We start from the raw sequence: 25,621 nt of genomic DNA, 5'->3' as shown, positions 1-25,621 counted from the left end.
ACTATATCTAAATTAAAAAATAGGAGATAATTAAAATGGAATATTTTAAGATTGTTTTTAAAGACTCTAATATAAGGTTTATTAAATTAGTAAGTATTAAAGATATTTACTTTAACAATGAAAAAAATAAAATACATTTATCATTTGAAGGTATTGCAGACTCTTTAGAAGAAATAATTTTAGATCAAAACTATGTTTTAAATTATGAAGAAATATATAACATTTTGTTTACTTATATGGAAAAAAATTCATTTCGTTGCAATATTATAAAATCGAAAAATAAACAGGAGGTTTTAAATGATTAATAAGGAAAAATTAGAAGCATTCTTTTTTATTTTAAATAGAGACTATCTGCCTTTTGGTAAAGTTGAAGAAATTTTTAAAAATCACGTTGATAAAATTAGCGAAGAAAACAAGCCAGTGTTTGAAGACAAAAATTTAGAAGCTTATTGTAAAAATTTGGTCAAAAAATTTGAAAACTAAGAGGTTTTTAATCATGAATGTAATAAAAATAATACGTTCTTATTTATGGGTAAGAAGTTTAAAAAAAGAATTAAGTTCATTTCAAAGACCAGCAAATGACGACATTGTTGACGCTTCAAGATTATCTTTAAAGCATCTTAAACCAAGCTTTTGGAGTAGGTTTAAAAATTTATTTAAAAAAATTATTTCAATAGGATCTAAAAAATCATGACAGATGTTCGAGAATATAAACTTAAAAATCTTTTGTTAGATAAAGAATTTTGCATTGCAAATGCAAATAGAGAATTAGATTTAGGTGGTTGGTTAAGTGATTGGGGGTATCTTATTAAATGTATAAATATGGAGATTGATAAATTAATTAAAGAGCTTGATAATTTGCCTCTTGAGGCCAATAAATGAGCGATAATAATCTTATTAATATTTTGAAAGAATCTCAGAAACAAAATATTAAAAAAAGACAAATAAACGCATTAAGAGATAACGATATTTTTCTTGAAATAATAGCGATGTTAGAAAAAGAATACTTATGCGATGGTGAGAGATATTATAAAATAATTGATTACCGCAATAAAATTTGTAAACTTATTAAATATACAAACTTAAAAAACGCTTGTATTAATATAAGAAAGCCGCAAAAAACAGACTCTAAAACCGCTAACGAAGCAATTATTGCGTGGAAATCCGAATGCAATTTTATTTCGGAACCGTCGCTACATCGTGAAGAAACAGATGATGATTCGTGGCAATTAGAAGCTAAGTCAGAAATTAATAATATTATTATCGAAAACGACCCAAGACGATGGCTAGATGTATGGTTTAATTCGAGAAAAATTCAAATGAAATCTTGCAATGAATTTCACATGGAAGGCGAAAAAATTCCCTTTGATGATTTAGTTGCAACCCTGAATTGTGACTTTATTTCAAACAAACCAGAAAAAACCCGAATTAATCTTCAAGTTTTACGCAATGCACTAGATTTAAAAATTTCCTCGGAACAAAGAAAGATTCGTATTATGATAATTGAAAAACTTACTTACACCCAAGATTTAAACGGTAATATGGAGAAATTTATCACGGCTTTACTTGGTAAATATGACTTTATTGCTGACATGATTTTTAGGCATTTTATTTGGCAGACAAAGCGCAAAATATTTGGTCTTAAAGTTTATGATCATCTCATGCCCATTATTTACGGCTCTCAAGGCATTGGGAAATCGGAAGCTATTAAAAAACTTCTCAGCCCACTAGACGGCCTATGGATCGAGGGTAAGTTCACGGATTTAATTGATGACAGAAACTCGAAATTTTTTGAGTCAAATTACATCATGTTTTTTGACGAGATGAAAGGCGCAACAAAAGCAGATATCGAGGAAATTAAAGAACGCATTACAGCCGATTTTATTAAGTTTCGGTTACTTTATTCTCACAATATGATGCGTGTACAAAATAATTGTACGTTTATCGGAACGTCCAATAAGCCCGTTTCTTTATTAATCAGAGACGAAACTGGGATGCGCCGATTTTACGAGATAGAAATACATGGCAATTGCGATTGGGACACGATTAATAAAATTGATTATCTAGCTATCTGGCGAGATGTGGACGAAGCCTTGGACAAACCTTTTATTGCGACTTGCAGAAAAGAAATAAAGGAACAACAAGAATCCAACAGAGATAAAAACTCGGTCGAACAATGGATCGAAGAAAAAAATCTTGTTGTCGGAGATAAAAAATCTGAGGTCAATAATGTTTACGCTGACTATTGCCATTTTTGCAGATTAAACGGCCTTTACAGCGATTCAAAACGTGTGTTCGGTATAAAGCTTAAGTCCAAATTAAAAGTTGCTTCTTATCCGTATTCTGGCAAGCGTTACTATAATTTCAATATCGAAATTTCAGACAAAGCGATGGCCTATGTTTAGCACAGAAGCACAGAAGAAGCACAGAAGAACTGTGCTAAAGATTTATTACTCTCAGTTGAACAAATACCCATTAGAACAGAAGAACAGAAGAAATCGACAAAATACCTACGGAGAATTTACAACACACGCATTTACACGTTTTCGGGCGTGTTCATATGCTAATTTTTTTTTATATTAATTTTGATGATATATTCTGTATAATATGTGCTAAATGAGAATTGTATAACAGAGAGTAAGAAAAGTTTTAGCACAGAAGAAGCACAGATCTAGCACAGAATATACAGAAGGAATGATTTTTTAATGGGTTTTGATTAAAATGAGGGCAAAAAATGAATAAACCAGTTAAAACAGAAAAAGAAGAAACAACAAAAAAGAATGATAAAATTTCTAAAACACTTGGCGGGTTTATCCTAAAGTTCCTAGAAGACAGAGCCAGTGATCCACTTTGGAGATCGTTTGCGTTTTTCTTTATAATTTATAACTGGAAAGCTTTCGCCGCTTTTATATTAGGTGATATTGAAAATCCAAGTGATAGAATAGAAAAGATTTTAGCCTATTTTCATGAAAATAAAATACCTGATTTAACAGTAGAAATATTCAAATATTTTAATATGTTTGAACAATCAAATTATACATTATTAGGTCAAGCTTATTGGTTTATTCCTTTCTGTTATTCCATGTTATTTATATTTGTTTATCTTAAATATATTAAACCAATTGTAGTTGAGATATATACAAACAATAATGAATTATCATTGAAATCGGCAAAGAAAAAAATAAAATTAATTCAAGATAAAATAAAACAACTTGAGATTGAAAAAAATAATATTATTAAGTCAAAAGATGATGTTATAAGAGAAAGAGACAAAGAAAGGCAGTTATTAGATTCTCATTGGAGAACTCATGATAATGCAAATACTGAATATTTAAAGTATTTAGGAAAGAAAAGAGATGATGATTATTATTTAGTACCAATAGATAATCTAGGAACAAATCAACCAAAAGTTGGATCTAATATTAATTGGGGTGGTAAAAATTGCGAAATAATACACATTTTTTATGATGAATTTAACGGAATAAAAACAGCTTTTTTAGTTAAGAAGTAAATTAAAAGGTAGCATTATATGAAAAATATATATAATAGATTAAGTAATATAACAATTAACTTTATAGCTAATCATATTCTTATTATTATGTTTTTATGGATTGCTATTCTAAGTATTGCAATCTTAATATCTAAGCATGATTTAAAATTCCTTATAGCTCCTTCAATAGCTTTTTTTGTTCCATTCCTAATCATGAAATTTAATAAACATAAAGAAGAAAAACAGAATGAAGATTTTAAGAAAATTATTGATGAATCAATATATGAAAACTCTATAAATATTAATGAAAACTTATTTAAATACTCTGATGGAGAATTTTTAATATTAGATGATGAAAATCTTGATGAATGGAATTATCACAATCTCCAAGATCCAGAATTTCGAGAATTTCATCTTGAGTATATTGATAACATAAATCAAATATATAAATTATTATGTGCAGAATTAAAGATCCTTCAAGATTCAAAACTCCAATTTTACGATAGAAAAACATTTATAAAATTTAGAGATTATAAACTTCTAGTTTATGAATATGAAAAATATACTGATAAATTTGATTTTTATATATCTTTAGGATTTTATTATAAATTATTAGAATTATTAGAACCAGAAAATAAAAAATTATTAGATAGTAATAATATGAAAAGGGTAAAATTAAATGAATGTAGGTAATAACGAAACAACAAAACCAGCACCGAAAAGATCGGGCGGACATCCAACAAAGTACCAGCCTGAATATTGCGAAACTCTCATTGAACACTTGGGGGCTGGCTATAGCTTTGAAAGCTTTGCAGGACTATTGAGAGTGAATAAGTCCACGATTTACAATTGGCTTGTTTTATATCCAGAGTTTAAGGAAGCGAAAGAAGTAGCGGACGGATTATCTAGGCTTTGGGCTGAAACTCAACTAAAGTTACAAGTGCAAGGCGATGCTAAAGCAAATCCTATTCCGTTAATCTTTTTTTTAAAGAACAGGTTCCCAAATGAGTGGCGAGATCGCAAAGAAATTGACCTTAAAAAAGATGATGAAAATAAGAGCAATAATTTAACGCTTGACCAACAACTAGCCCAAATCGAGGCTATGAGAGCGCACTTATTAGAGCTTAAATCGAGAGAGCAAGGGACTGATACACTAACAATTTGTACTAGTTCAACGGTAGATAATGAGTGATTTTATTGCCATATTTTCGGGCGTAAAAACTCAGTTATGATAACTAGCATTATGGTGGGTGAGTTTGGGTAACAATTTCGCCTAGTTGTATAGCAGTTCGAGAGGAGCTTAAGGTGTGAACTAATACGCAAAGCTTAGTATATAGGGGTACCCCGTCAATTTCATGAGCGGGGGGTCGACTTCCAAAACTGCCTACCCCCGCCACAATAAATGCAAATCGTATATATTTAATGATTACTTGAATAATTATATTACAGTTTACGATCACTAAAATTTGAAAGCTCAGAAAATAAATTAATTTTATCTTTATCTTTAGCTATCTCTAATATACGTAATCGAAAGTTAAAAATATGTTGAACAATTATATTTATTTTTGACGCAAGAAAGATTGTTAAATATTTAGAAGCCAAGCAATGATCATTAACGAGTCCTTTTTGAACACTATCTGGCGGTGAACTAATGCGCTCGCTAGAATGAATTGCGCCTGTATACAATCGATATTTCATTAGTTGAGTAAAATTATTTTTCTCGATTAAATTTTTTCCATTGATTTCGATTTTGTCCCTTTGATCAGTAAAATTTTTATTTATTTTATTTACAAGCTCAATATAAAATTTTTCAAATTCTTTATCATCGCCAAATACTTTAATTACATCTTTTTTTAAATCTTTAAAATAAAAGAGTTCATTTTTTGCTAAAAATTGTCTAACTCGTGTTAATAAACTTTCAAGATGATATTCATCAAAGTTGAAAGTTAATTTGAACTTTCCATTTTCAATGATATTTAAATTTAAAGTTCCACCATTTTTATGGGCTATAATAAATGGATGTTTTTCAAGATTAGAACAAAATATAAAAAACTCTCGTACTCGTTCAATTGAGTTAGGTATAAATAATTTTTTTTTCTTGCATGGACATACAATCATACAAAACCTCATAGAAAAAATTGTTTTGATAACTGGATTGTTACCATTTGAAATATAAACAATTAAAAATATTTGTCAAAATAAGTAATTAGTTAGATTGCTGTAATAGTGTGCGAACTGTATTCGTGTATAATATATTACGACAAATTTTTGAGTAATATAAAAATACTTATCAAATAATCCCATACAACTATTTACAATTTAATATACATGAGTTAAGGTAACAAAGAATTATTTTTAAATAGGGGTATTAAAATGACTGATTTTATTAAATTGCCAGCTAATGATGAATGTTTCACATATATAAATTTAGATAAAACTATTTCTTTTCAATTTAACAAAGATAAATTAGAGGTACTCGTGCTACATGCAAATGGTAATGTTCAAATTAAATCTACAAATTTAGATATCTTTGAAGAAATTAAAAAGATAATTAATCGAGAAATGGAAAAAAGAATGCTTCCTTAATGCAGATTTTAATAATAATTCTTAGGAGAGAAGAATGCTTAAAGAACAAATATCGTTTTTAGATAAAAAGTTTCCTTACCTTAATAACACTAGTAAAATTAAAATGTTGAAAAATATTAACGAAGAAAGTAAAAAATTATATAGTTTAGTTGATAATAAAATTATAGAAATGCCGATATATTCAGATGCTAAAAATAAAATAGTTAATTATTTATATAATGTTTTAAGTGAAGACGGCAAGAACCAAGTCGAAAAATTTTCAGAAATTTATCAAGATGAATTTAATAAAATTACTTTTGATATAGCTGTTAATTTTGATGAAAAAAGAGATTTTGAAATATTTACACTACCACACGCTTATTTTGTTGTTGCAATGAGCAATAAAGAACGAGAATTTTATCTAAAAATACTAGAAAAATTAAGTGAAATAAGAAGTCAATTTTATTATATCCTTATTGATTATTCTGCAAAGTTAGTTTTTAAAATAAAAGCAAATGAGCGGGTTGAATTCAAGTTTGAAAATTGCATTAAAATAATACATGAAAGTAAGAAAAAATTTAAACTTAATGATTACGAATTTGATATGAAAAGTATATTTAAATAATGAATTTATGAAGTTGTTTTAAGAGTAGTTTAATGCTAATAAAAATTTAAGGTGATTATTTTTTGATTTTTGATACAGACCGAAAGCTGGAAATAATCACGCCCAAATAAAAAAAGGAGGCACTATTGCCTCCCCGTGATCTTGCTTAGTAGTTTTCAAATTTTAAAATTTCTCTCCCCTAAAGTCAAATGTTACTTTGCTGTAATTTTAATCAAATCATGGTTACTTTAACTTAGCCATGAATAAAAGATGTGGATAACCTGTGGATAACTCCCAATTGTAAAAAAAATAATAAATGCAATTTGTATTTTTAATATAGTTATTAATTATTTTAAATATTATCTATTGCTATTTACTGCGAAAACATGCTGAAAATAAAGCTGGAGGTATGTTTTTGTATAATTTTAGCGATATTCAAAAAGAAATAGATAGCCTGCAATTAATGCATAAGCGAAAAGATTTTGCGGCAATGGTGAAAAATACTGTCCCAAAATATAAAGATGCTCCTTATTTAAATTATTTATTTAAAGAATTGACTTTATTTTATTATGATTTGTTAGCTGGAAAATCCCCGCGTTTAATCGTGAATATGCCACCACGTCATCTTAAAAGTGAATCCATAACAGTTCGTTTTGGTTTGTTTTGTGCATTAAACAACCCTCTATTTGAAGTGATCGCGGCTTCCGCCAATCAAGAGCTTGCGAATAAATTTTCGCGTGCTGCTCGTGATGTTGTGCTTGAGAAATATATACAAGATACATATAATATAGGCATTGCAAATAATAATAAATCAATTGAACATTGGGGACTAACAAATAAAGCAAATTACAAAGCCGTAGGAATGGATGGGACAACAACGGGTTTTGGTGCTGACTTATTAATAATTGATGACCCTATCCGCTCACCCAAAGACGCAAATTCAAAAAAATTAAAGGACGATCAATACGAATGGTTCGATGCAGTAGCAGATACTCGTTTGTCTCCTGAAAGTGGAATTATTATTGTGTTAACCCGCTGGGCAGAAGATGATCTTGCGGGTAGATTAATTGCAAAATTTCCTGACGATTGGAAAGTTATCAAATTTAAAGCTATTGCGGATAAAGACGAACCTTTCAGAAAAGCGGGAGAAGTTCTACACCCGCAACGATATTCGCTCGAAAGAATGCTTAAAACAAAATCAAGAAAATTACCTCACATTTGGGCAGCGTTATACGAGCAAGAGCCGAGAGTAAAACAGGGTAATTTATTTAAATTAGAACATTTTAAAAACAAATATTATCCAGCAGAATTGCCGCAAAAATTTGATTTAATAATATCATCATGGGATTTTCCATTTTCAAAAAAATCAGATTCAGATTTTGTTGCTGGCGTAGTTTTAGGAATCAAAGAAAAAGTAATTTATTTAATTGATGTAATAAATAAAAGGTTAGGCTTTAAAGAAACAGTCCAAGCAGTTTTAGATAATTATAATAAATATAAAGTGAATACAGTTGTTATTGAAGCAAGAGCAAATGGCGAGGCTGTGGCTGATTGTATCAAAGATATTGTTATGGCGTATAAATTAGTACATCCCTGTGAAGATAAAATAACACGAGCGAATGCAATAACTCCAGTTTTAGAATCTAATAAAATATTTTTTCCAATAGAAGAAAATGCTAGTTTTTGGAGTGAGTTTAACAATCAATTACTAGGTTTTCCTCGTGCTCCTAATGATGATATTGTGGACGCATTTACGCAAGGTGTTTCGTATTTAATAGAAAAAAGTTTTGAAGATCAGGATATCAATGATGTTGATTTTAACGCTGATCATATGCTTTATAAGAGTGAATTTAGACTATGGGCGTAAAGAAATTAAGTAATACAAGTAATGAAATGATTGAGATTGGAGACACTGGTTCGTTACGTAATTCTGGATATACATTTGAGGAATTTGTACCTGAGTTACGTAGCAGAAATGGCGCTGAAATATTTGATGAAATGAGAAAAAACGACGCAACAATTAACGGCGTTTTGACTCTCATGAATCAATTATTTTACAATGTTTCTTGGAAATATTCGACTGATTGCGTTGATAATGATTTAGAAAAAAGAGGAATAATCGTTGAACAAATGCTCAATGATATGGAAAAAACTTTTACTCAGACAATGAATGATGCGCTTACATTTTTACCGCATGGTTACAGTTTGTTAGAAATTGTTTGGAAGCAAAGACTAGGGCTACATACTGATCGTAGGTTTTATTCTAAACATAATTATCGAGATGGCCTTTGGGCGCCGCGTAAAATTCCTTTAAGGTCACAAAAAACAATAATCAAATGGGCGTTTGATCCTACGGGGACACCAATTGGCGCTTTCCAGCGGATCCCATCAAGTGGGCGTGAGGTTTTTATTCCCATCGAAAGATTATTACATTTTAGAACAACAACAGAATGTGATTTACCTGAAGGCATTTCTATTCTTCGGGGCTGTTACGAGAGTTACGAAACCGTAAAAAAAATAAGACGAATTGAAGCCATTTCGATTGAGCGAGATCTTGCTGGTATTCCTGTTGTTTACGCTCCCGCTAGCATTATGAGTAAAAAAACAGATGAAAATAAAAGACAATACGATAATTTAGCAAGCCAAATAGTAAATATAAGAAACAACACGCAAGCGGGTATTTTGTTACCTTCTAATATATATGAAGGAACAAATCATCGCCAATTTCAATTTGATCTGGTTAAAGCGGCAGGACAAAAACAAATTGATACAAATACAATTATAGAACGATACGAAGCAAATATTGCAATTCAATTATTAGCTGATTTTATGTATATGGGAGCTAAAAAAGCAGGTGGTACTTATAACCTAGCCGAAGTTAAAATCAAACTATTTGCTCAATCATTAAATTATTATTTAGATGTTGTACAAGATGTTATTAACGATAGTCTGATCAGACAAATATATATTATGAACAACTGGCCGTTGGAAAATATGGTCAAAATAAAACATGGAAATATTGATACAATCGATTTTGAAATATTTGCAAAATCGATAATGGAACTCGTGCAATGTGGGGCTTTAACTCCTGATCATACACTCGAAAAAGAAATACGCGAACGTGGTAATATTCCGCAAATTGGTGAGGATATAAGCAATGTTTGAAGTAGAATTTCTGATAAAAAAACTATCGCGTGAATTTAAAAACGTGTTTTTAGATATTGTAAACAGCGTTAATGAAGAAATTGAAATTGACGATTTAATTAAGGCAATAGAAGAAAGAAATTTATCACGAGTTAAAAGAGCTATTAATTTTGAAAAATTTCAGCAAAATTTAAAACAATTTTCTCCTGTAATTTTAAGTACTATAAATACAGCCGCAAATGAAATGGAAAAAACAAAACATATTTTGCTAGATTTAGATAGGGAAGTTAACTTAAGTCAAGTAAAAACTGTAACAAATAAATTAATTACAGGACTCACAGAACAACAAGATAAAATTATAAAAGATATTGTTTATGAAGGCATTGACAGACAGTTATCAGTTAAAACAATTGCTGATAAAATAAAACTAAATATAAATTTAAATGCTCCACAATCTAAAACGTTAAAATCAATTGAAGACAATTTATTAAGTAAAAATACAAATAAAGAAGTTATTAAAAAAATAGTTGAAGAAAAAGCAAAGCAAATGTTGAAGCTCAGAGCTGAAACTATCGCATTAACAGAGTCAGCAAATGCGGTAAGTGCAGGCAGGGATTTAATGCAAAAACAAATGTTTTCTGATGGGGATATTCCAACAAATACAAAAAAAGAATGGGTTACAGCGAGCGATGAAAGACAATGTGCAAACTGCGCGCCTATGAATGGTCAAATAATCCAAATGGAAGAATTATTTACAACGGGTTTTGGTGCAAAAGTTGAGCGTCCAATCTTACATGCGCGTTGTCGTTGTTTCGTCGTAATAAAATTTTGAGGTAGAGAATGAATAAGTTTGAAATTATATCTAAATCATACAAATTTAATAAAGATTATAAAACAATAACAGGTTTAATTTTACAGCCTGATTTACCAGATTTACACGGCGATATATTAAGCAAAGAAGAAGTAAAAAAAGCTTGCTACAATTACATGAAAAAGAAGCAGCTACAAACAGGTAAACAGCATGTTATTAGTGATGATATTGCATTAGTTGAATGTTATATCTCTAAAAGTGATATAAATATTGGTGATCAAGTAATTAAAGAAGGTTCATGGTTTGGCGAGTTCGAGCCTTTAAATGACAAAATAAAGGAGGAAATAGAACAAGAAAAATTTAAAGGTTTTTCCGTAAAAGGTACCGCTTTAACAGAGTTATTACAGCAAGAAAATATTCAAAAATCAAAAGAAAATCCATATATAAATAATCCAAAAAGAAGACTTTCTGACGTTGATGTTTTTGAAATATCTATCGTTGATCAGCCTGCCAATAATGTACAAATAATTGAATTTAATAAAAGTTTAGATGGAGAAAATAAAAAAATGACAATAAAAATTGAAGATATTAAAAAAGAAGTTGCAACAAATTTAACTTTATTAGAAGAAATAAAAAAAGAGTTTGGAGAGAAAAAAGAGCAGACAAAAGAAGACATAATTAAATCAGCTTCTCCAGAATTAGCTTTTATTATAAAACAAAATGAGGATATGTTAGCTAAGTATGAAAAAGAAAAAACAGAAACAATCAGGAAAGAATTTCAAACAAAAGTTTCTGACTTAAAAAAATATACACCAGCCGAAGATAATTTAATTGACGCTTTAATGGCTGTTTCAAAAAATAATCCAGAGCAATTTAAAATTATTGAACAAACGTTAAATAGCGCAGTAGACACAATTAAAAAATCCGCAAATTTTGTTCCATTTGGGGAAGATAATCCAGAGGACAAAACAACAAATACTCCTCAATCAAAAACTGAAATAATAGCAAAAAGCTATATGGATAAAGATTCAAATTTAACAAAAGAAAAAGCAGTCGCTAAAGCAATAAAACAAAATGCTAGGAGATAATTAAATGGCTACATTAGGAGCAGGGATTGATTTAACATCATTTCCAGTAGGGGATAATGAGATAAAACAATATAAATTTTGCACAATAAGAGACGGCAAGGTTTTTACTTCAAAACTTAACGAGTATTCGGATGGTGTTTCATTAAATGAATTTTACAAAGACCAGACTGTACTTTTAAGGACAATCGGTTTTGCAAAAATAATTTGTGGAGACGTAATTGCAGACGGTGATTTTATTTCATCGGATGCGGAAGGATGCGCAGTAAAAACAAAAGAAAACCAATTAATCTTAGCAAAGGCTTTGGAAAAAGGAACAAAAGGGCAAATAATTGAAGTTATACTTCATAAGTTTTATAATAAAGGAACAGCATGAGCGATAATAAAATTCATATAAATAGACCGATGACAAATATATCTGTTGCATATATACAAGATGCAGATAAATTTGTAGCAAATAAAATATTTCCTGAAATCCCAGTTGAAAAAGAATCAGCTTCTTATTTTATTTATGATTCAAAGCAGTATTTAAGGGATGATGTAAAAAAAGTTGCACCAGGTGGGAATGCTCCGTCAATCGAATTAACTGTTAAAAGCAAAGATGCTTATATTTGTGAGTCATGGGAATTACAAACAAAAATTCCAATTGCTCATCAAGTTAATGCTGACGAACCGTTAAACATTCAGATAGATACTACCGAATTACTAACAAGAAAATCTTTGATAAATCGTGAAATTAATTTCGCGAGAACATTTATGAGAACTGGTTGCTGGGAAACAAATTTTAAAGGCGGTAAGGAAAATAAAGAAGATAATATTATCCAATGGGATCAACGCACCGCAGCGCCAATAGATAATATTGATGATTGGAAAGAGCTTGTCTATTTAAAAACAGGATTTGAGCCAAATACATTAGTATTATCAAAACCTGCATGGAGAAAATTAAAGAAAAATACCGAGCTTTTATCAAGGATATTGTACAAAGGCGGTGATGACCCTGCAATTGTCACACGGCAAACAATCGCGGCTATTTTTGAATTAGATAATATTTATATTATGGATGCGATTTATAACCAAGGTAAAGAAGGTGATACAACAACACCAAACGAATATATATCAGGAAAATCAGCATTGCTTTGTTACGTTCCTGAAAGCCCAGGTTTAAAGACTCCAGCAAGCGGATATACATTTGCGTGGACAGGTTTACAAAAACAACTAAACGGTAATCGAGAATTTGATCGCATTGGGAATGGTTCTTTTTGTACCGAAATGTGGTGGGATATCAATTGTAAATCGCACATCGTCAGAACATCGGACGCACGAGATCAGCGTTTAGTTGGGAAAGAATTAGGCGTATTTATTGATAACATCGTATCATAATAAGGTAACAATATGTTAAGACAACCGCCATTTTATGAAATTGAAAAATTTTACGTCCAAGCACGCGCGGGGCTTTACTATCATGGGCGCGTTTTGGAATTTGGCGAGCCAATAGATTGTTTGACTGATTTTGCAGCAAACCAGTTGTACGTCAGAAAATTAATTGGCTCCCATGAGCAAGTGCAGGCTTCCGCTAATAAATACGGTCTAGTTTTTAATGTAGAAAATAAAAAAAATGATGCTCAGGTCATTAAAAAAAATGAACGCTGTAAATCAATTTAAAACACTAATTTAAATGTTTTAGGAAAGTGCCAATGAATTTTAGTTACTCTGGAAATCCGAACGCTTCAAAATTAGACAAACTTCGTTTTTTAATTCAAGACACGGACGCAAACGATCCGTTGCTTTTAGATAACGAAATTTTATTTCTGATTGACGCATTTGGAGATGTTGAGTCCGCGGCAATCGAAGCTTGTTACATTTTAATAGCAAAATACTCCCGTTATGTTGATGAAACAGAGGGTAAATTGAGTATAAAAGCGTCTCAAATTCAATCCAATTATAAAACATTAGCTAAAGAATTAGAAAATAAATATATCTCGGGTTGTACAATATTTATTGGTGGAATTTCTGCAAATGAGTATGAGAAAAATATAAATAATAAAGAAATAAATAAAACTCAATTCAGTGATAGGAATGGTGACAATCCTAGAGCATGGCGCGGTAATGACAACTAAAATACAAGCGAATACTGAAAACTATCAAAAACTAAAACGTGTCCTTGAAGACTTGGCGGGCGCAAAATTAAAAGTCGGATTTTTTGATGGTAAAAAAGAAAAAGATTCTGAATTAACATTAGCAACTATTGCAAAAATAAATGAGTACGGAGATGGTAAAAATATTCCACCGCGCCCATTTATGCGTCAAACTCTAAATAAAAATAAAGATTTTAAAAAAGATATTGAAGATGCAGTTAGGGATACTATTAATTTTAAAGCTTCTTTTAAATCTGCATTTAGAAAAGTTGGTGTTAAGGCGATGCAGGAAATGCAATTAGAAATAACAAATGGAAGTTTTAAAGAAAATAGCGAGTATACTAAAAAGAAGAAAAAATCATCAAAACCATTGATTGATAAAGGCCATTTAAGAAGAAATGTTTCTTGGAGAGTGGAAAAATGAAGCAAAAACCGCGGGCAATTCCGAGACTAAAAATAAATATTACTAGAAAAGAAGGTGACTTAATTGACGGTGTTTTTGAAGAAATAGTTAAAGAAAATATTGAATTATATTTAGGAATACAGCCATATAACGGCATGCGCTTAATAAACGACAAAGATTTATCTAAAATAAAGTCATCAGTTCTTGTCTTTGCAGACAAAGAAATAAAATTAAATGACGAATTTATATATAATAATATTGTATATAAAATTAAATATATTGACCAATACTATCTAGGAAATTCTGCACGCTACGAGGCAATAGCTTTTTCGTATGATAGTTACAAATGAAATAAGAAAAATATGTAAATTAGTTTCTGAATATTTAAATTTACCTGTTTATATTGCAGAACAAGATTGTGAAACAAAAAAACAAAATTATATTACTGTATATATTATAGGAATTAGTCCTATTGGTCGGAAAAAAACAGAAATAATTGATAATCAATTAAAATATATCCAATTGTTAGAGCTAGAAATTTGTTTTGACTGTATTGGCTCAGATGCTGCAAAAAATGCAATAAAAATTTCTAACATGTGGCCACTAGAAGAAATACAAAATAAGCTTGCAGATATTGACATATCTTGGAAAAAAAATAACCAAATTAAAAACACATCATATTTATTTAGTGAAAGTTATTTACCGCGAATGACTTTTGAATCTTATTTTTATTTTAAAAACGAAGAAATAGAAACGCATGAAAATATAGAAAAGGTTAAATTAAATTATGGCACAAATTGAAGAAATTATAGAAGTGACGGCGGTTAATTCCGCTCAAAGTATATCACAAAAAGGGTTTGGAACTGGGCTATTTGTTACTGATAACGTTCCTAGTTCATTTAATGATGTTCTTAGAATTTATTCGGAATCAAAAGCAATATTAGACGACGGTTTTCTTGCGACCGATAGCGCATACATTGCAGCTAGTGCTTTTTTTGCACAAGAGCCTAGACCATCACAGTTAATTATTGCACCAATTACTAAAAAAGAAGACGGTAAAATTGATGACTGGCCAACAGCATTAAGCAAAATTAGTAATGTAAATGATGATTGGTATGGTTTGGCCACATACACAAAAAAAGATGACGAAATTATTTCTATTGCAAAATATATTGATACAACTGCAAAAATTTATGCTGTCGCTACATCTGATCCCGCTTCTCGTGATAATCCGTTTAAAGAAACAGGAAAAGATTTAGGAAGCGTTTTAAAAAAATCAGGCTTTAAAAATACTGCTTGGATGTACTCGGAGGAAGCAAGTAAATTTGCTGAATGTGCAAAGCTTGGACAATGTTTAGCATATAAAGCAGGAACAGCAACAATTGCATATAAAACGCTATCAGGGATTAAATCAGACAGTTTAAGCAGAACTCAATCAGAAAATATATTTGCAAAAAATGGCAACACCTATCAAATGATAGCAGGCGTTAACGTAACTAGATACGGGACACTTTGCGACGGAACGCCAATTGATATAAAAATTGGGTTAGATTTTATTAAGGCAAGAGTCCAAGAGAATATATTTTTTGTTTTAAAAAATAGTAAAAAAGTTTTATTCACGGAAAGCGGAATTGTAACTATTCAAAATTGTATTCATGAAGTTTTAGAAAATGCAAATGAAATCGTAAGTGAATATAAAGTTGAAATGCCAAAGCCTGCTAAAATATCAAAAAATATTAAAGCTAAACGAATACTTGATGACATTAAAATAGATTTGATTTTAACGGGTGCAATTCACAAAGTTAAAGCTCAAATTAATTACCAATTATAAGAGGAAACATGACGCTTTATAATCCAGAATCAACAATTGTAAATATTGGCGGTGTAGAAGTAACTGGTTTTGCTGATGGTTCTTTTATTAAAGTAAAAAGAACAAAGGATTTATATACATTAAAATCAGGAGCGCACGGCGATTCCATTTTTGTAAAAAATCCAGATAGAACGGGAACAATTTCGGTAACAATTATTTCAACATTTAAAACAAATGATAAACTATCGGCTTTATTATTAGCGGATGAGTTAGCACCAAACGGCACAAAAGAAATTCCAATTATAGTTAAAGATACAAACGGTTTAACGCTTTGTACAGGATTAGGACGATTAAAAGGCTGGCCAGAATTAGATCGTAACGTGGAAGAAAAGCCAATTGAATGGACTTTTTTAGTTAAAAATTTAAAAATATTTATAGGTGGTACAGATGACTGAAGAAAAAATTAAAGTAAATATTGATGGCGATGATTTTGTAATTGAAAAATTAGAAACATGCGATTCATACGATTTATATATGCAATGTCTATCAATGTTAGCAATAAGTGTAAAGAATTTTAAAAAAGAAACTATTAAAGATGATGATGGCAAAGAAAAGATAGTTTACAGGCCAGATATTGAAAAATTAAATATTGAAGAAATTATTAGTGAATTGATTAAAAAATTAAATTTTGATTATGTAGTTTCTAAGCTAAAAAATATTACAAAAAATAATATTGCATTTACTAGAGATGTTATAAATAAAACAGATGCTTTAACGATTATCGAATTATTTATTCATGTGATTAAAATGAATTGTATGGAACAATTGTTAAAAAAAGATTTAGGGGCAATGTTCCAGCGGATCATTGGCTCCTCGAAGTTTCTCGACGCATTAAAAATCAAACTAAGTTAGATTTTAAAATTATGAGAATATGTCATCAATTTAAAATCTCAAAATCACAATTATTTAAGAATTTTACTCTTGATGATATTTTTGATGAAATCGAATACATGGAACAGCAACATGAAATTGAATACAGGCAAAGCTTAGAAATGCAAAGAAAGTATAACAAAAATGGCGGCTAATTTACTAGCGGATTTTTTCGCAAGATTTACAATTCAATTTGACAAGTCAACGCTTTCAGCTTTTGAAAATAGTATGAGCAAAGGTCGAGAAAATGTTGACAAATATGCTCAATCTGTTGAAAAACTTTCTGGAGTTTTGCAAAAATTAAAATTTGTATTAGCTGGTTATTTAGGTTTTGAAGGAATTAAAAGCACATTTAAAGTAAATGCTGAATATGAAAATGCTAAAAATCAGTTGATAAATGCGACAAAATCAGAAGATATTTCTACAAAACAACTGGAGAAAGTCACTCAATTTGCTTTAAAGTCGAAAATGTCGATTGCAGCATTAACGGAAGAGTATGGAAAATTTCAACAGCAAATGTCATTCTCTGATATTAGCGTTGATAAGTCCTATGATATATATACAAAACTACAAATTGCTTATGCTGGCGCAAATATAAAAAACAAAGAAACTTTGCAGCGAGTGCAGAAAGGCGTAACAGATTTTATTGCTGGCACTGCTTCAATGGCCGAATTAAAACAAAGAGAGCTCGGTGATGACACAATTATTTTGCAGGAAATTGAAAAAAGATTAGGTGGCAAAAAAGTAGCAGATGCAAAATTAAAAGCAATGACCGCAGAACAACGAGCAGAACTTATAAGTGACTCAGGATATTCACTATATAAGGACGGGGTAGAAGCTTATTATAAAAGTCCTACCGCTGCACTTCAAAATTTTAAAAACCAAATTTATATGATCCAAAAAACTATTGGAGAGGCGGGCTTTACAAAATTAGCAGTACAAGCGCTTGATATGTTCTCTAGTGCGTTGAGTAAACTAAATCCTCTAATAAGAATTACATCGGATTTTATTCATGGTATTGCAGAAGCTTTTGATAAAGTACCAGTGGTAATGTGGTCGGTCGTGGGTGCTATAGGGGCTTTAACGTTAGCGCTCAACGCAAATAAAATAGCACTACTTGCAAATATTGTTGTAACAAATGCTTTAATAATAGCAGATGGCGCGTTAGCAATCGCCGCAGGAACAGCGACAATTGCAGAAATTTTAATGACCCTACCTCTGTGGTTGATTGTTGCGGGTGTGCTCGCGGTAATTGCTGTTATTGGTTTACTTGCTGAGGATATTTACGGATATTTTCATGGAAAAAACTCTGTTACTGGAAAAGTTGTTGCAAAATTAAGAGAATTATTTTCTGAATTTGGAACTTGGATTGAAGAAATTGGCGTAAAAATTTCAAACTGGATTTATGATCATACAATAGGCTGGATTAAAAAATTTGAAGCATTCGGTACAAAGTTTTCAAAATGGATAAGCGAAAAAACAAAATCATGGGTTAAAAAATTTGGTGAATTTGGTACAAAAATATCTTTAGAAATTTATAGTGCGTTTAATAGAGTTAAAGATTTTTTATTGGGTATATTTATTTATATTAAGGATAAATATTTTCAATATGTTGTTGAGCCTATCCTAGCGATGTCATCAAAAATTTCAGGAGTATTTAGCAAGATATTTAGTGGTGTAAGTGATAAATTTAGAAGATTTAAACCTAAAATATCTTTAGATGATGTTAATAACATTATGGGTACTATTATCCCAAAAGTGGAACATTTTACAGAATATAGGAGCCAACAGCCGCTTATTTATCCAACACAAAAACCAATTAATAACGTAACTAATACATTTTCACCTAAATTGAGTTTTGATATTGTATCAAATAATCATCATCAAACAGACGAAAAATTTCTAGCAAATAAAATTCGTGATTATGTTGATGATACGTTTACATCTCACTACTCATTAGCAATGGCAGACGCTACAAGCAGGGAATAATGGGCGCAATAGTTATTTTAGATGGTGATGGTAATTCTATTGATATTGATTGCACAAATGAAGATTCTAGAAATTATTCTTCTAAAGTAACATCAAAACCTATCGGTAGTGGCATTTCTGTTTCTGACTCAAGAGTGTTAGAAAATCCTAAGTTTTCAATTGATGGAACAATATCAAATATACCAACAATTGAAACAAGCGATGAAGATGTTGAAGTAAAAGCAGATAACGGAATTATTAATAAAATAAGTTTATTGTTTGGAAAAACAACATCAAATTCAAGTATTAAAATAAAAGAAAATGTAGAAGAGAATAGAGTTTTAGATGCACATAAATATTTTGAAAATCTTTATGAATCGCAAAAAACATTCTCTTTATTTATTAGGGGATTTGATGAAATAGACAACCTTGTTTTGTTAAATTACACACCAAAATTTAATGCCGATAACGGGGATAGTTTAAAATTTACTCTTGAAATACAAAAAATTATTAAAGTCAAAACAAAAACTACATCAGTACCAAAAGAAAAAGTTAAGCCTAAAGTTGTTGAAAAAAAGAATAACGGAAAAAATGAAACAAAAAAAATAGATCCTAATGATACATATGGTGTGAAAGTTTTTGATGGTTTAAAAAACGTATCTTCAAACGTATCTTCATTTTTGGGGTTTAAATAATGATATATGAAATAGTAATTACAAATAAATCTCATTACTTTGTGCAAACAAATATCATTGATAATCAAGCATATCAATTTGAATTTTCTTTTAATTCACGAGACGAAAGATGGCGCTTGTCTGTTCTGGATATGAAAGACAATTATTTAATTAGAAATATTAAAATATTGCCTTTTGTAGGGATGTTTAAAAGATACAAAATAGAAAATTTATTTGCTGGTGAAATTGTAGGATTTAATAACAAAAATATTTATGAATATCCAAATTTTGAAAATTTAGGGAATGAATTTAAAATATATTATTTTTCTACAGAAGCAATTGATAAAATAAAACAAGGTGAACTATGGAACAATATATAAGGTCATATGAATTAACTATAGGGCAACCTAACTCCATTGGATTTGTTTTAGATGATCATGAAATAGATTTTTCTGTAAAAAAAGGACAAGAAAACGATAAATCAATTAATAAACTAACTCTAAAGATAATAGGTTTAGATAAGGAATACAGAGATGCCTTAACAGCTAAAAATAATATGGCCATTATATTTAGTGCAGGTTATCAAAATAAAACCGTTATATTTCAAGGGAAAATTACAAAAGCTTCAAGCAAAAAAAATGCAACTGATTATGAAACAAATATTGAAGCGGCCGAAGGTTATATTGCATTACGAGAAGCAAAAACATCAAAATCATTTCCAGCAGGAACAAACGCGCTGACAATAATAAATGCGCTATGTAGTGATTTAATGGAAAAAGAAAATGATTTAGCATTAGGAACAATTTACAATTCAGAGTTGCTTTCAAATAAAATATATAGAAATGGTTATTCAATCTGTGGATTTACTAAAGCAGAAATATCAAAAATATTACAACCTCTAAATATGAATTTTTCAATACAAAATAATATTATTTATATTGCAGCTAGAGATAAAATAACGCAACAACAGGGTTTTTTATTAGATTATAGCTCTGGTTTAATCATCGCAGAAAAAACAAAAAATGATCCACAGGCTACAGAAAAAGAAAAAAAGCCTGTAGACGGTGTAAATTTTGAAGCATTTCTTAATGGTGCGCTGCAACCTCTTTCGATGATTAAAATTAATAATGATGATAGTGTTAATAGTAATTACAAAATAATTAGCATTGAACATAAGGGAACATATTTAGGCGGCGACTGGATAAGTAAAGGCTTTGCTGTGGAGGTTCGATGATATCAGAAGTAATACAAGCGCATCTAGAAAATTTTTTAACTGAGTTTCACACTGTTTTTCCTGCTCAGGTTGTGAGATATAACCATGAAAATCAATGTGCCGATTTGCAGCCGACAATTAAAAAAAGATTCAAGGACGGGCAAGTTTTAGATTTGCCGATTTTACATAACGTTCCGATTTGTTTTTTGTCTGTTTCTAATTCAATTATAGGACTACCGATAAAAGAAAATGACACGGTTTTAGTTCTGATTTGCGAGCGTTCAATCGACGCGTGGATTAATTCAGACGGTGCGCCAATTGACCCTGACGACACACGTAAATTTAATTTAAGTGACGCTTTAGCTATTCCCTGTTTAAGACCAACAAGTAAAAAAATACAATTTGCACAAAACGCCATTGTGTTAAAAAATGCAAATTGCCAAATTGTAATTAACGACAATAATACTCTAGACATTCATGCACAATCTAAACTAAATATAAATAGCGATGATGATGTTTGCATTGTTTCCGCAAAATCAATCGAGATTAAAAGCGATAGTAATTTAAATATCACTTGTAATAATGCAATCATCAAAGCGGATAAAGTTTCTTTCAGTGGTGATATTGAATGTAAGAAAATTTCTTGCACAGCATTAAAGTCATCCTCAAATATTGAAGCGTTAAACGTAAAAGCAGATGTTGAAGTAACAGCGGCAAAAGGTTTGGTCTCTTTAAGTAAACACACTCACGCGGGTGTATTGTCTGGAGGGTCTGTAACAGATTTACCAAAGGGATAGAATTAATTATGGTTGATATTTTACTAGATAATGATGGCGAAATAGATATTAAAAGTGGTAAAATATTATCTACATCAAACATTGCGCAAGCTATAAAAATAAGACTCAGAACATTTAAAGGCGAGTATTTTTTAGATGAAACTCGAGGAGTTCCCTACTATCAAAAGATTTTAGGAAAAAAAACAACAAAACAAAACATTGATATTCTTTTTAAGAAAGAAATATTAAGCGTTAAAAATGTTGAAAAAATAATTAAGTTTAATTCTTATACTAATAATAAAACATATTTCTATAACGCAGAAATTAAAACTAAAAACTCTGAAGTGTTTACAATTAAGGACAATATTTAATGACATCATACATGACAAGAGAAGGCTTAAATATTAAAAGACAACCTCAAATATTGTCTGAGATGGTTAAATATATTGAGAGTAAAGCTAAAGTAAAAATTGTATTAGAAGATACTCTGATCGGTAACTATTTAGAATCTGTTTCTTTTCAATTAAGCGAAGTTTGGGAGGGTGTGCAAAGCGCATACGACGCTTCAAATCCTGATAGTGCGGAAGAAAAAAACCTTGATGATTGCGGCTTAAATAGTAATATTATCAGATTGGAAGCTGCAAAAACAAAAGTTGAAGCTGCGCTTACAGGAAAAATAGGCACAAAAATACCTAAAGAATTTTTATTAAAATGCGTTGCAAATAATGAACTATTTTTTAATGAAAATGAAATTATTTTAAATGTAAATAATTGTATAGAATTTTCAGCAAAAATAAATGACGGCATACTACCAAGTAAAGAATATTTTATAAATATTAATGGAAAAAAAATATCTTACACATCAAAAGCAAATGATAAACCTGTTGATGTTTGCAGAAATTTAGTAAGCTTATTTAATATTGATAACTATAAAATAATACAAAGCGATAATTTCTACACAATATCATCAAATGATTTTAGTGTATTTTTACCTTACATTAGTGAGAATCAGACACTAGATAAAGTGACAAATAAAACAATGTTTAGCGCTAAAAATGACGGCGCGATTATATGCCCTCCTGAAACGTTAAACATTGTTGTTTCTCCTGCCCTCGGTCTCTCGCGTGCTACAAATAATGAGCAAGCGCGATCTCTCGGTAGGCTTCGCGAATCAGATATCGAATACAGAGCGCGAAGGTCAGGAGCAAGTGCGATTATCGGTCAAAACGTTTGGCAGGCTCTTAAAGCAAAACTTGCTGATGTGCGCGGGGTTTCTAGCGCTGATGTTATTAATAACGATAGCGATAAGGTATCGAGCGAGGGTCTCCCGCCACATTCGTATCAAGCGATTGTTGAGGGTGGCGATGATCAGGAGATTGCGGCGGTTATATTTAATAACAAGCCGTCGGGTATTCCATGTGTAGGTAGTGTTAGGGTTCCGTATTATATCCCAAAAACAGATCAATATTTTGATATTTATTTTTCCCGTCCTAGCGACGTTCCTATTTTAGTAAAAATTGAATTAATCGTAACAAATAATTTTCCAGAAAATGGAGATATTATTGTGCGAGAATCTGTTTCAAAATATGGTAATAGTTTAGGGATTAATAATAATATAATTGATCAGAAATTTTATGGTTCTATATTTGCAAGTTGTATTGGAATTATAAATATAAATTTATCATTAGCTAAAAAATCAGACGGTATTTACAAAAAAGAAATAAAAATATCAAGAACCGAATACGCTACATTTTCATTAAATGAAATAATGGTTATTAAAAATGTACAATAAAATTGAACATAAAAAAGAATTAAATAATAAACTGTTATTTCAATTTCAAGATAAAGAAATAATTAATATTGTAAATGATGCAATAGGGATTCAGTTAAATGATATTGAAGAAACATTAGAAAATATGACAACAAAACGGGGGTTAAACAATGCGATAGGTAAACAATTAGATGTTATTGGAATAAATAAAAATATTCCTAGAAATATAGATAATGATGAAATATATAGGCAGGAAATTAAAAATAAAATAGCAATAGATTGTTCTCGGGGGCTATGCAATGATGTAATATTAGCGGCAGAATTGATACTAAATGGAAAAAAATATTTATATGGCGAATCTTATCCCGCACGTTGTGAAATAATAGCATGTAATAATTGTAATAAAAATGAATATTTAATGTTAAAAAATACAGTTTCACTTGGTGTTACCTTTGGTTTAAGATATTCAAAATCTGAAAATCCATTTGGATATAACAAAAAATTATATACAGGATTAAAAACAATATTTGGCAATAATTCAAACAAAGGAGCTGGTTATGCTTCTATAATTAGGGATGAAGAATGATAAATAAACCTGAAAAATATGCCGATTGGTGTATAAAAAACAACAAAAATGGATTAAATAATACATATACAAAAGCAGAATATCCACAATCAAAAATTGACGACGGATGGGATGTTGACGAAATTCCCCCAAGGGAATGGGAAAATTATAAGAATAATTTAGTAGGCCAATGGCTTAGATATCTTGATGAACAATTACAAAAAGTTTCTACCGTGGGCGTTCCTATTGGCGTTGCCGTTGCGACATTTCCAAGCCTTGGGGGCTACAAATGTATTGCCTTGGAAAAAGCAGACGAATTTGGTTTTGTTCTTTGCAATGGCCAAATAATTAATGATCAAGAGTCTCCATTTAATGGAAAAACAATACCTAATTTAAATAATAATAATTTTTTAAAAGGTTCTAACAAAGATAATGTCTTAGGTGGTAATAAAAATAATAATGTTAATTTTAACCACACACATAATTATGCCCATACACATGAAGTAACAAGATTAAAAATAGATAACGCTGATACAGGAAGATTAATACAATTATTTTATGAGAACGCAAGAAAGGGAGAAAATGAGCCTGATTATGTTCTCTCTTTTAATCCAGCGGCAAATACATCTGCTAAAGGCAGTGGATTGCAATTAGTAAATTCAAGCCATGATTACAGAAATTTTTATACAAGTGGTGTTTTAGGCGATGCAATTAATGGTGTGCTTGATAAGGCAGAAACATCAAATATAAGCGGTAAATCTGATTTAAATATCGAACCGCAAAACGTAACAACAGTATATATAATAAGGATTAAATAATTTTATATGAAAAAAATAGTTTTAGGTATTTTAGGATTTTTAGTTGCTTCTTGCGGATTAAATGCCCATGCAAATTCAACTTGTGGTGATCCAACAAAGGGATCTTTCACTTGCGATGCGGATCAAATTTCTGTTGAATTTGATTTTGATAATATCAGCAGATCGAGATTATATGAGCTTGACTCTTCTTCAGGATATAGTGATCATGGGTATTATGCATCGTTAAGTTTTTACGGGGCTCCAATTAAATCAATTACTAGTCCATCAATAAATATAAACTCAATGGGAGGGGCTTTTAGATACAAACATGTTACTGCTTCGTTTCCTTTTAGAAATCATCTTTTTGATTGTTATGGCTGTAGGAATTACCAAAATAGTAATGCTTATACGGTAGAATTAATTGCTAGAGATAAAAATGGAAATGATATTGTAATTGATTCTAGATCTGCAACAGTTACTGGTGAGTATAGGTATGCATATCCTGCACTTTATTCTTTATCAGCAATTAATAATGGTTTTTTATCTACATATGGAGAAGGTGCTGTTATTTTAGCTGGTAACGTTGATGATAGTTATAACGAATTTAGATTTAGAATTAAGAATATCAATTTACCAACAAGAGTTTATTTAGGATCTGATAGTTTAATCAAAACAAATTTATTTGATATGCTAAGGAATAAAAAAATAAATTTAAATGTTGTTGGCTATAATTAATATTTAAAAATAAGGAAATTTTATGGTGCGCCAAGATAAGTGCGTAAGAACCAGTGAGTGCGAATCTCACCCACGTAAAGATTAGCCATCAGCGTGGAAGTAAGCAGTGCGATTAATAAGGTAACAAATTAATTGAAGCCATTGT

Annotated in this window: 36 protein-coding genes; 35 read left to right on the top strand and 1 reads right to left on the bottom strand. The window is 30.2% G+C overall.

What is annotated here, in order from left to right; translation table 11 throughout:
• The first annotated feature begins 35 nt into the window (after positions 1–35).
• The 8 genes from ACIQ56_RS00620 (at position 36) to ACIQ56_RS00585 (ending at position 4,682) form a co-directional block, all read left to right on the top strand.
• Positions 36–305 (top strand): hypothetical protein, encoded by a 270-nt coding sequence (locus tag ACIQ56_RS00620; RefSeq protein ID WP_397599146.1) that lies wholly within the window; start codon positions 36–38, stop codon positions 303–305.
• Positions 298–483: a hypothetical protein gene (locus ACIQ56_RS00615; RefSeq protein ID WP_397599145.1), complete on the top strand. Its 186-nt coding sequence runs from the start codon at positions 298–300 to the stop codon at positions 481–483. Before ACIQ56_RS00620 ends, ACIQ56_RS00615 begins: the two co-directional genes overlap by 8 nt.
• A gap of 13 nt (positions 484–496) precedes the next feature.
• Positions 497–694 carry a hypothetical protein gene (locus ACIQ56_RS00610; protein ID WP_397599144.1) on the top strand — a complete coding sequence of 66 codons (198 nt, stop codon included), beginning with the start codon at positions 497–499 and terminating at the stop codon, positions 692–694.
• Positions 691–882 (top strand): hypothetical protein, encoded by a 192-nt coding sequence (locus tag ACIQ56_RS00605; protein WP_397599143.1) that lies wholly within the window; start codon positions 691–693, stop codon positions 880–882. The genes ACIQ56_RS00610 and ACIQ56_RS00605 overlap by 4 nt, the downstream gene beginning before the upstream one ends.
• Positions 879–2,405, top strand: a complete 1,527-nt coding sequence (locus ACIQ56_RS00600) for a VapE domain-containing protein (protein ID WP_397599142.1) — start codon at positions 879–881, stop codon at positions 2,403–2,405. The genes ACIQ56_RS00605 and ACIQ56_RS00600 overlap by 4 nt, the downstream gene beginning before the upstream one ends.
• Before the next feature lie 329 nt (positions 2,406–2,734).
• Positions 2,735–3,511, top strand: a complete 777-nt coding sequence (locus ACIQ56_RS00595; protein WP_397599141.1) for a hypothetical protein — start codon at positions 2,735–2,737, stop codon at positions 3,509–3,511.
• 18 nt (positions 3,512–3,529) lie between these two features.
• On the top strand, positions 3,530–4,183 hold the full coding sequence (locus ACIQ56_RS00590) for a hypothetical protein (RefSeq protein ID WP_397599140.1): 654 nt from the start codon (positions 3,530–3,532) through the stop codon (positions 4,181–4,183).
• 133 nt (positions 4,184–4,316) lie between these two features.
• Positions 4,317–4,682, top strand: a complete 366-nt coding sequence (locus tag ACIQ56_RS00585; RefSeq protein ID WP_397599139.1) for a hypothetical protein — start codon at positions 4,317–4,319, stop codon at positions 4,680–4,682.
• Between the two features lie 251 nt (positions 4,683–4,933).
• On the opposite strand, the gene ACIQ56_RS00580 is transcribed toward ACIQ56_RS00585, so the two are convergent.
• A complete protein-coding gene (locus ACIQ56_RS00580; protein WP_397599138.1) occupies positions 4,934–5,608 on the bottom strand; it encodes a hypothetical protein in 675 nt (224 codons plus the stop codon).
• A gap of 255 nt (positions 5,609–5,863) precedes the next feature.
• Here ACIQ56_RS00580 and ACIQ56_RS00575 point away from each other — a divergent pair, with 255 nt between their 5' ends.
• From ACIQ56_RS00575 to ACIQ56_RS00445, 27 genes are all read left to right on the top strand, one after another.
• On the top strand, positions 5,864–6,076 hold the full coding sequence (locus tag ACIQ56_RS00575) for a hypothetical protein (protein WP_397599137.1): 213 nt from the start codon (positions 5,864–5,866) through the stop codon (positions 6,074–6,076).
• 34 nt (positions 6,077–6,110) lie between these two features.
• Entirely contained in the window at positions 6,111–6,680 is a 570-nt protein-coding gene (locus ACIQ56_RS00570) for a hypothetical protein (RefSeq protein ID WP_397599136.1), read from the top strand.
• Positions 6,681–7,074: 394 nt separating this feature from the next.
• Positions 7,075–8,526 (top strand): phage terminase large subunit, encoded by a 1,452-nt coding sequence (gene terL / locus ACIQ56_RS00565; protein ID WP_397599135.1) that lies wholly within the window; start codon positions 7,075–7,077, stop codon positions 8,524–8,526.
• Positions 8,517–9,824: a hypothetical protein gene (locus ACIQ56_RS00560; protein ID WP_397599134.1), complete on the top strand. Its 1,308-nt coding sequence runs from the start codon at positions 8,517–8,519 to the stop codon at positions 9,822–9,824. The genes terL and ACIQ56_RS00560 overlap by 10 nt, the downstream gene beginning before the upstream one ends.
• Positions 9,817–10,635, top strand: a complete 819-nt coding sequence (locus ACIQ56_RS00555; RefSeq protein ID WP_397599133.1) for a phage minor head protein — start codon at positions 9,817–9,819, stop codon at positions 10,633–10,635. The genes ACIQ56_RS00560 and ACIQ56_RS00555 overlap by 8 nt, the downstream gene beginning before the upstream one ends.
• Before the next feature lie 8 nt (positions 10,636–10,643).
• On the top strand, positions 10,644–11,702 hold the full coding sequence (locus tag ACIQ56_RS00550) for an XkdF-like putative serine protease domain-containing protein (protein WP_397599132.1): 1,059 nt from the start codon (positions 10,644–10,646) through the stop codon (positions 11,700–11,702).
• Positions 11,703–11,706: 4 nt separating this feature from the next.
• Entirely contained in the window at positions 11,707–12,075 is a 369-nt protein-coding gene (locus tag ACIQ56_RS00545; RefSeq protein WP_397599131.1) for a hypothetical protein, read from the top strand.
• Positions 12,072–13,079: a hypothetical protein gene (locus ACIQ56_RS00540; RefSeq protein ID WP_397599130.1), complete on the top strand. Its 1,008-nt coding sequence runs from the start codon at positions 12,072–12,074 to the stop codon at positions 13,077–13,079. The genes ACIQ56_RS00545 and ACIQ56_RS00540 overlap by 4 nt, the downstream gene beginning before the upstream one ends.
• Before the next feature lie 12 nt (positions 13,080–13,091).
• Entirely contained in the window at positions 13,092–13,361 is a 270-nt protein-coding gene (locus tag ACIQ56_RS00535) for a hypothetical protein (RefSeq protein ID WP_397599129.1), read from the top strand.
• A 32-nt stretch (positions 13,362–13,393) separates the two neighbouring features.
• Positions 13,394–13,816, top strand: coding sequence for a hypothetical protein (locus ACIQ56_RS00530; RefSeq protein ID WP_397599128.1), 423 nt, complete (start codon positions 13,394–13,396; stop codon positions 13,814–13,816).
• Positions 13,806–14,258, top strand: a complete 453-nt coding sequence (locus ACIQ56_RS00525; RefSeq protein ID WP_397599127.1) for a hypothetical protein — start codon at positions 13,806–13,808, stop codon at positions 14,256–14,258. The genes ACIQ56_RS00530 and ACIQ56_RS00525 overlap by 11 nt, the downstream gene beginning before the upstream one ends.
• Positions 14,255–14,587, top strand: coding sequence for a hypothetical protein (locus ACIQ56_RS00520; protein ID WP_397599126.1), 333 nt, complete (start codon positions 14,255–14,257; stop codon positions 14,585–14,587). Before ACIQ56_RS00525 ends, ACIQ56_RS00520 begins: the two co-directional genes overlap by 4 nt.
• Complete coding sequence (locus ACIQ56_RS00515) at positions 14,571–15,038, top strand: LIC_12616 family protein (RefSeq protein ID WP_397599125.1); 468 nt, start codon at positions 14,571–14,573, stop codon at positions 15,036–15,038. The genes ACIQ56_RS00520 and ACIQ56_RS00515 overlap by 17 nt, the downstream gene beginning before the upstream one ends.
• Positions 15,025–16,068 (top strand): DUF3383 family protein, encoded by a 1,044-nt coding sequence (locus tag ACIQ56_RS00510; RefSeq protein WP_397599124.1) that lies wholly within the window; start codon positions 15,025–15,027, stop codon positions 16,066–16,068. Before ACIQ56_RS00515 ends, ACIQ56_RS00510 begins: the two co-directional genes overlap by 14 nt.
• Before the next feature lie 8 nt (positions 16,069–16,076).
• Positions 16,077–16,502, top strand: coding sequence for a phage structural protein (locus ACIQ56_RS00505; RefSeq protein ID WP_397599123.1), 426 nt, complete (start codon positions 16,077–16,079; stop codon positions 16,500–16,502).
• The gene (locus ACIQ56_RS00500; RefSeq protein ID WP_397599122.1) at positions 16,495–16,959 is read left to right on the top strand and encodes a hypothetical protein; all 465 of its coding nucleotides are present in this window, start codon (positions 16,495–16,497) and stop codon (positions 16,957–16,959) included. Before ACIQ56_RS00505 ends, ACIQ56_RS00500 begins: the two co-directional genes overlap by 8 nt.
• Positions 16,960–16,970: 11 nt before the next feature.
• Positions 16,971–17,132, top strand: a complete 162-nt coding sequence (locus ACIQ56_RS00495) for a hypothetical protein (RefSeq protein WP_397599121.1) — start codon at positions 16,971–16,973, stop codon at positions 17,130–17,132.
• Positions 17,122–18,966, top strand: coding sequence for a hypothetical protein (locus ACIQ56_RS00490; RefSeq protein ID WP_397599120.1), 1,845 nt, complete (start codon positions 17,122–17,124; stop codon positions 18,964–18,966). Before ACIQ56_RS00495 ends, ACIQ56_RS00490 begins: the two co-directional genes overlap by 11 nt.
• On the top strand, positions 18,966–19,640 hold the full coding sequence (locus tag ACIQ56_RS00485) for a phage baseplate protein (protein WP_397599119.1): 675 nt from the start codon (positions 18,966–18,968) through the stop codon (positions 19,638–19,640). The genes ACIQ56_RS00490 and ACIQ56_RS00485 overlap by 1 nt, the downstream gene beginning before the upstream one ends.
• The gene (locus tag ACIQ56_RS00480) at positions 19,640–19,999 is read left to right on the top strand and encodes a phage baseplate plug protein (RefSeq protein WP_397599118.1); all 360 of its coding nucleotides are present in this window, start codon (positions 19,640–19,642) and stop codon (positions 19,997–19,999) included. The genes ACIQ56_RS00485 and ACIQ56_RS00480 overlap by 1 nt, the downstream gene beginning before the upstream one ends.
• Positions 19,984–20,853, top strand: a complete 870-nt coding sequence (locus ACIQ56_RS00475) for a baseplate hub protein (protein ID WP_397599117.1) — start codon at positions 19,984–19,986, stop codon at positions 20,851–20,853. Before ACIQ56_RS00480 ends, ACIQ56_RS00475 begins: the two co-directional genes overlap by 16 nt.
• Positions 20,850–21,629 (top strand): Gp138 family membrane-puncturing spike protein, encoded by a 780-nt coding sequence (locus ACIQ56_RS00470; RefSeq protein WP_397599116.1) that lies wholly within the window; start codon positions 20,850–20,852, stop codon positions 21,627–21,629. The genes ACIQ56_RS00475 and ACIQ56_RS00470 overlap by 4 nt, the downstream gene beginning before the upstream one ends.
• Before the next feature lie 8 nt (positions 21,630–21,637).
• Complete coding sequence (locus ACIQ56_RS00465; protein ID WP_397599115.1) at positions 21,638–21,979, top strand: hypothetical protein; 342 nt, start codon at positions 21,638–21,640, stop codon at positions 21,977–21,979.
• On the top strand, positions 21,979–23,400 hold the full coding sequence (locus ACIQ56_RS00460; RefSeq protein WP_397599114.1) for a hypothetical protein: 1,422 nt from the start codon (positions 21,979–21,981) through the stop codon (positions 23,398–23,400). Before ACIQ56_RS00465 ends, ACIQ56_RS00460 begins: the two co-directional genes overlap by 1 nt.
• Entirely contained in the window at positions 23,390–23,965 is a 576-nt protein-coding gene (locus tag ACIQ56_RS00455; RefSeq protein ID WP_397599113.1) for a hypothetical protein, read from the top strand. Before ACIQ56_RS00460 ends, ACIQ56_RS00455 begins: the two co-directional genes overlap by 11 nt.
• Positions 23,962–24,762 (top strand): hypothetical protein, encoded by an 801-nt coding sequence (locus ACIQ56_RS00450; RefSeq protein WP_397599112.1) that lies wholly within the window; start codon positions 23,962–23,964, stop codon positions 24,760–24,762. Before ACIQ56_RS00455 ends, ACIQ56_RS00450 begins: the two co-directional genes overlap by 4 nt.
• Before the next feature lie 6 nt (positions 24,763–24,768).
• On the top strand, positions 24,769–25,476 hold the full coding sequence (locus ACIQ56_RS00445; RefSeq protein WP_397599111.1) for a hypothetical protein: 708 nt from the start codon (positions 24,769–24,771) through the stop codon (positions 25,474–25,476).
• The last annotated feature ends 145 nt before the right edge of the window (positions 25,477–25,621 follow it).

The organism is Silvanigrella sp. (assembly GCF_044369315.1).
Lineage (GTDB): Bacteria > Bdellovibrionota_B > Oligoflexia > Silvanigrellales > Silvanigrellaceae > Silvanigrella.
The sequence above is the reverse complement of the archived record's forward strand: the minus strand, read 5'-3'. Positions and strand labels throughout refer to the sequence as shown.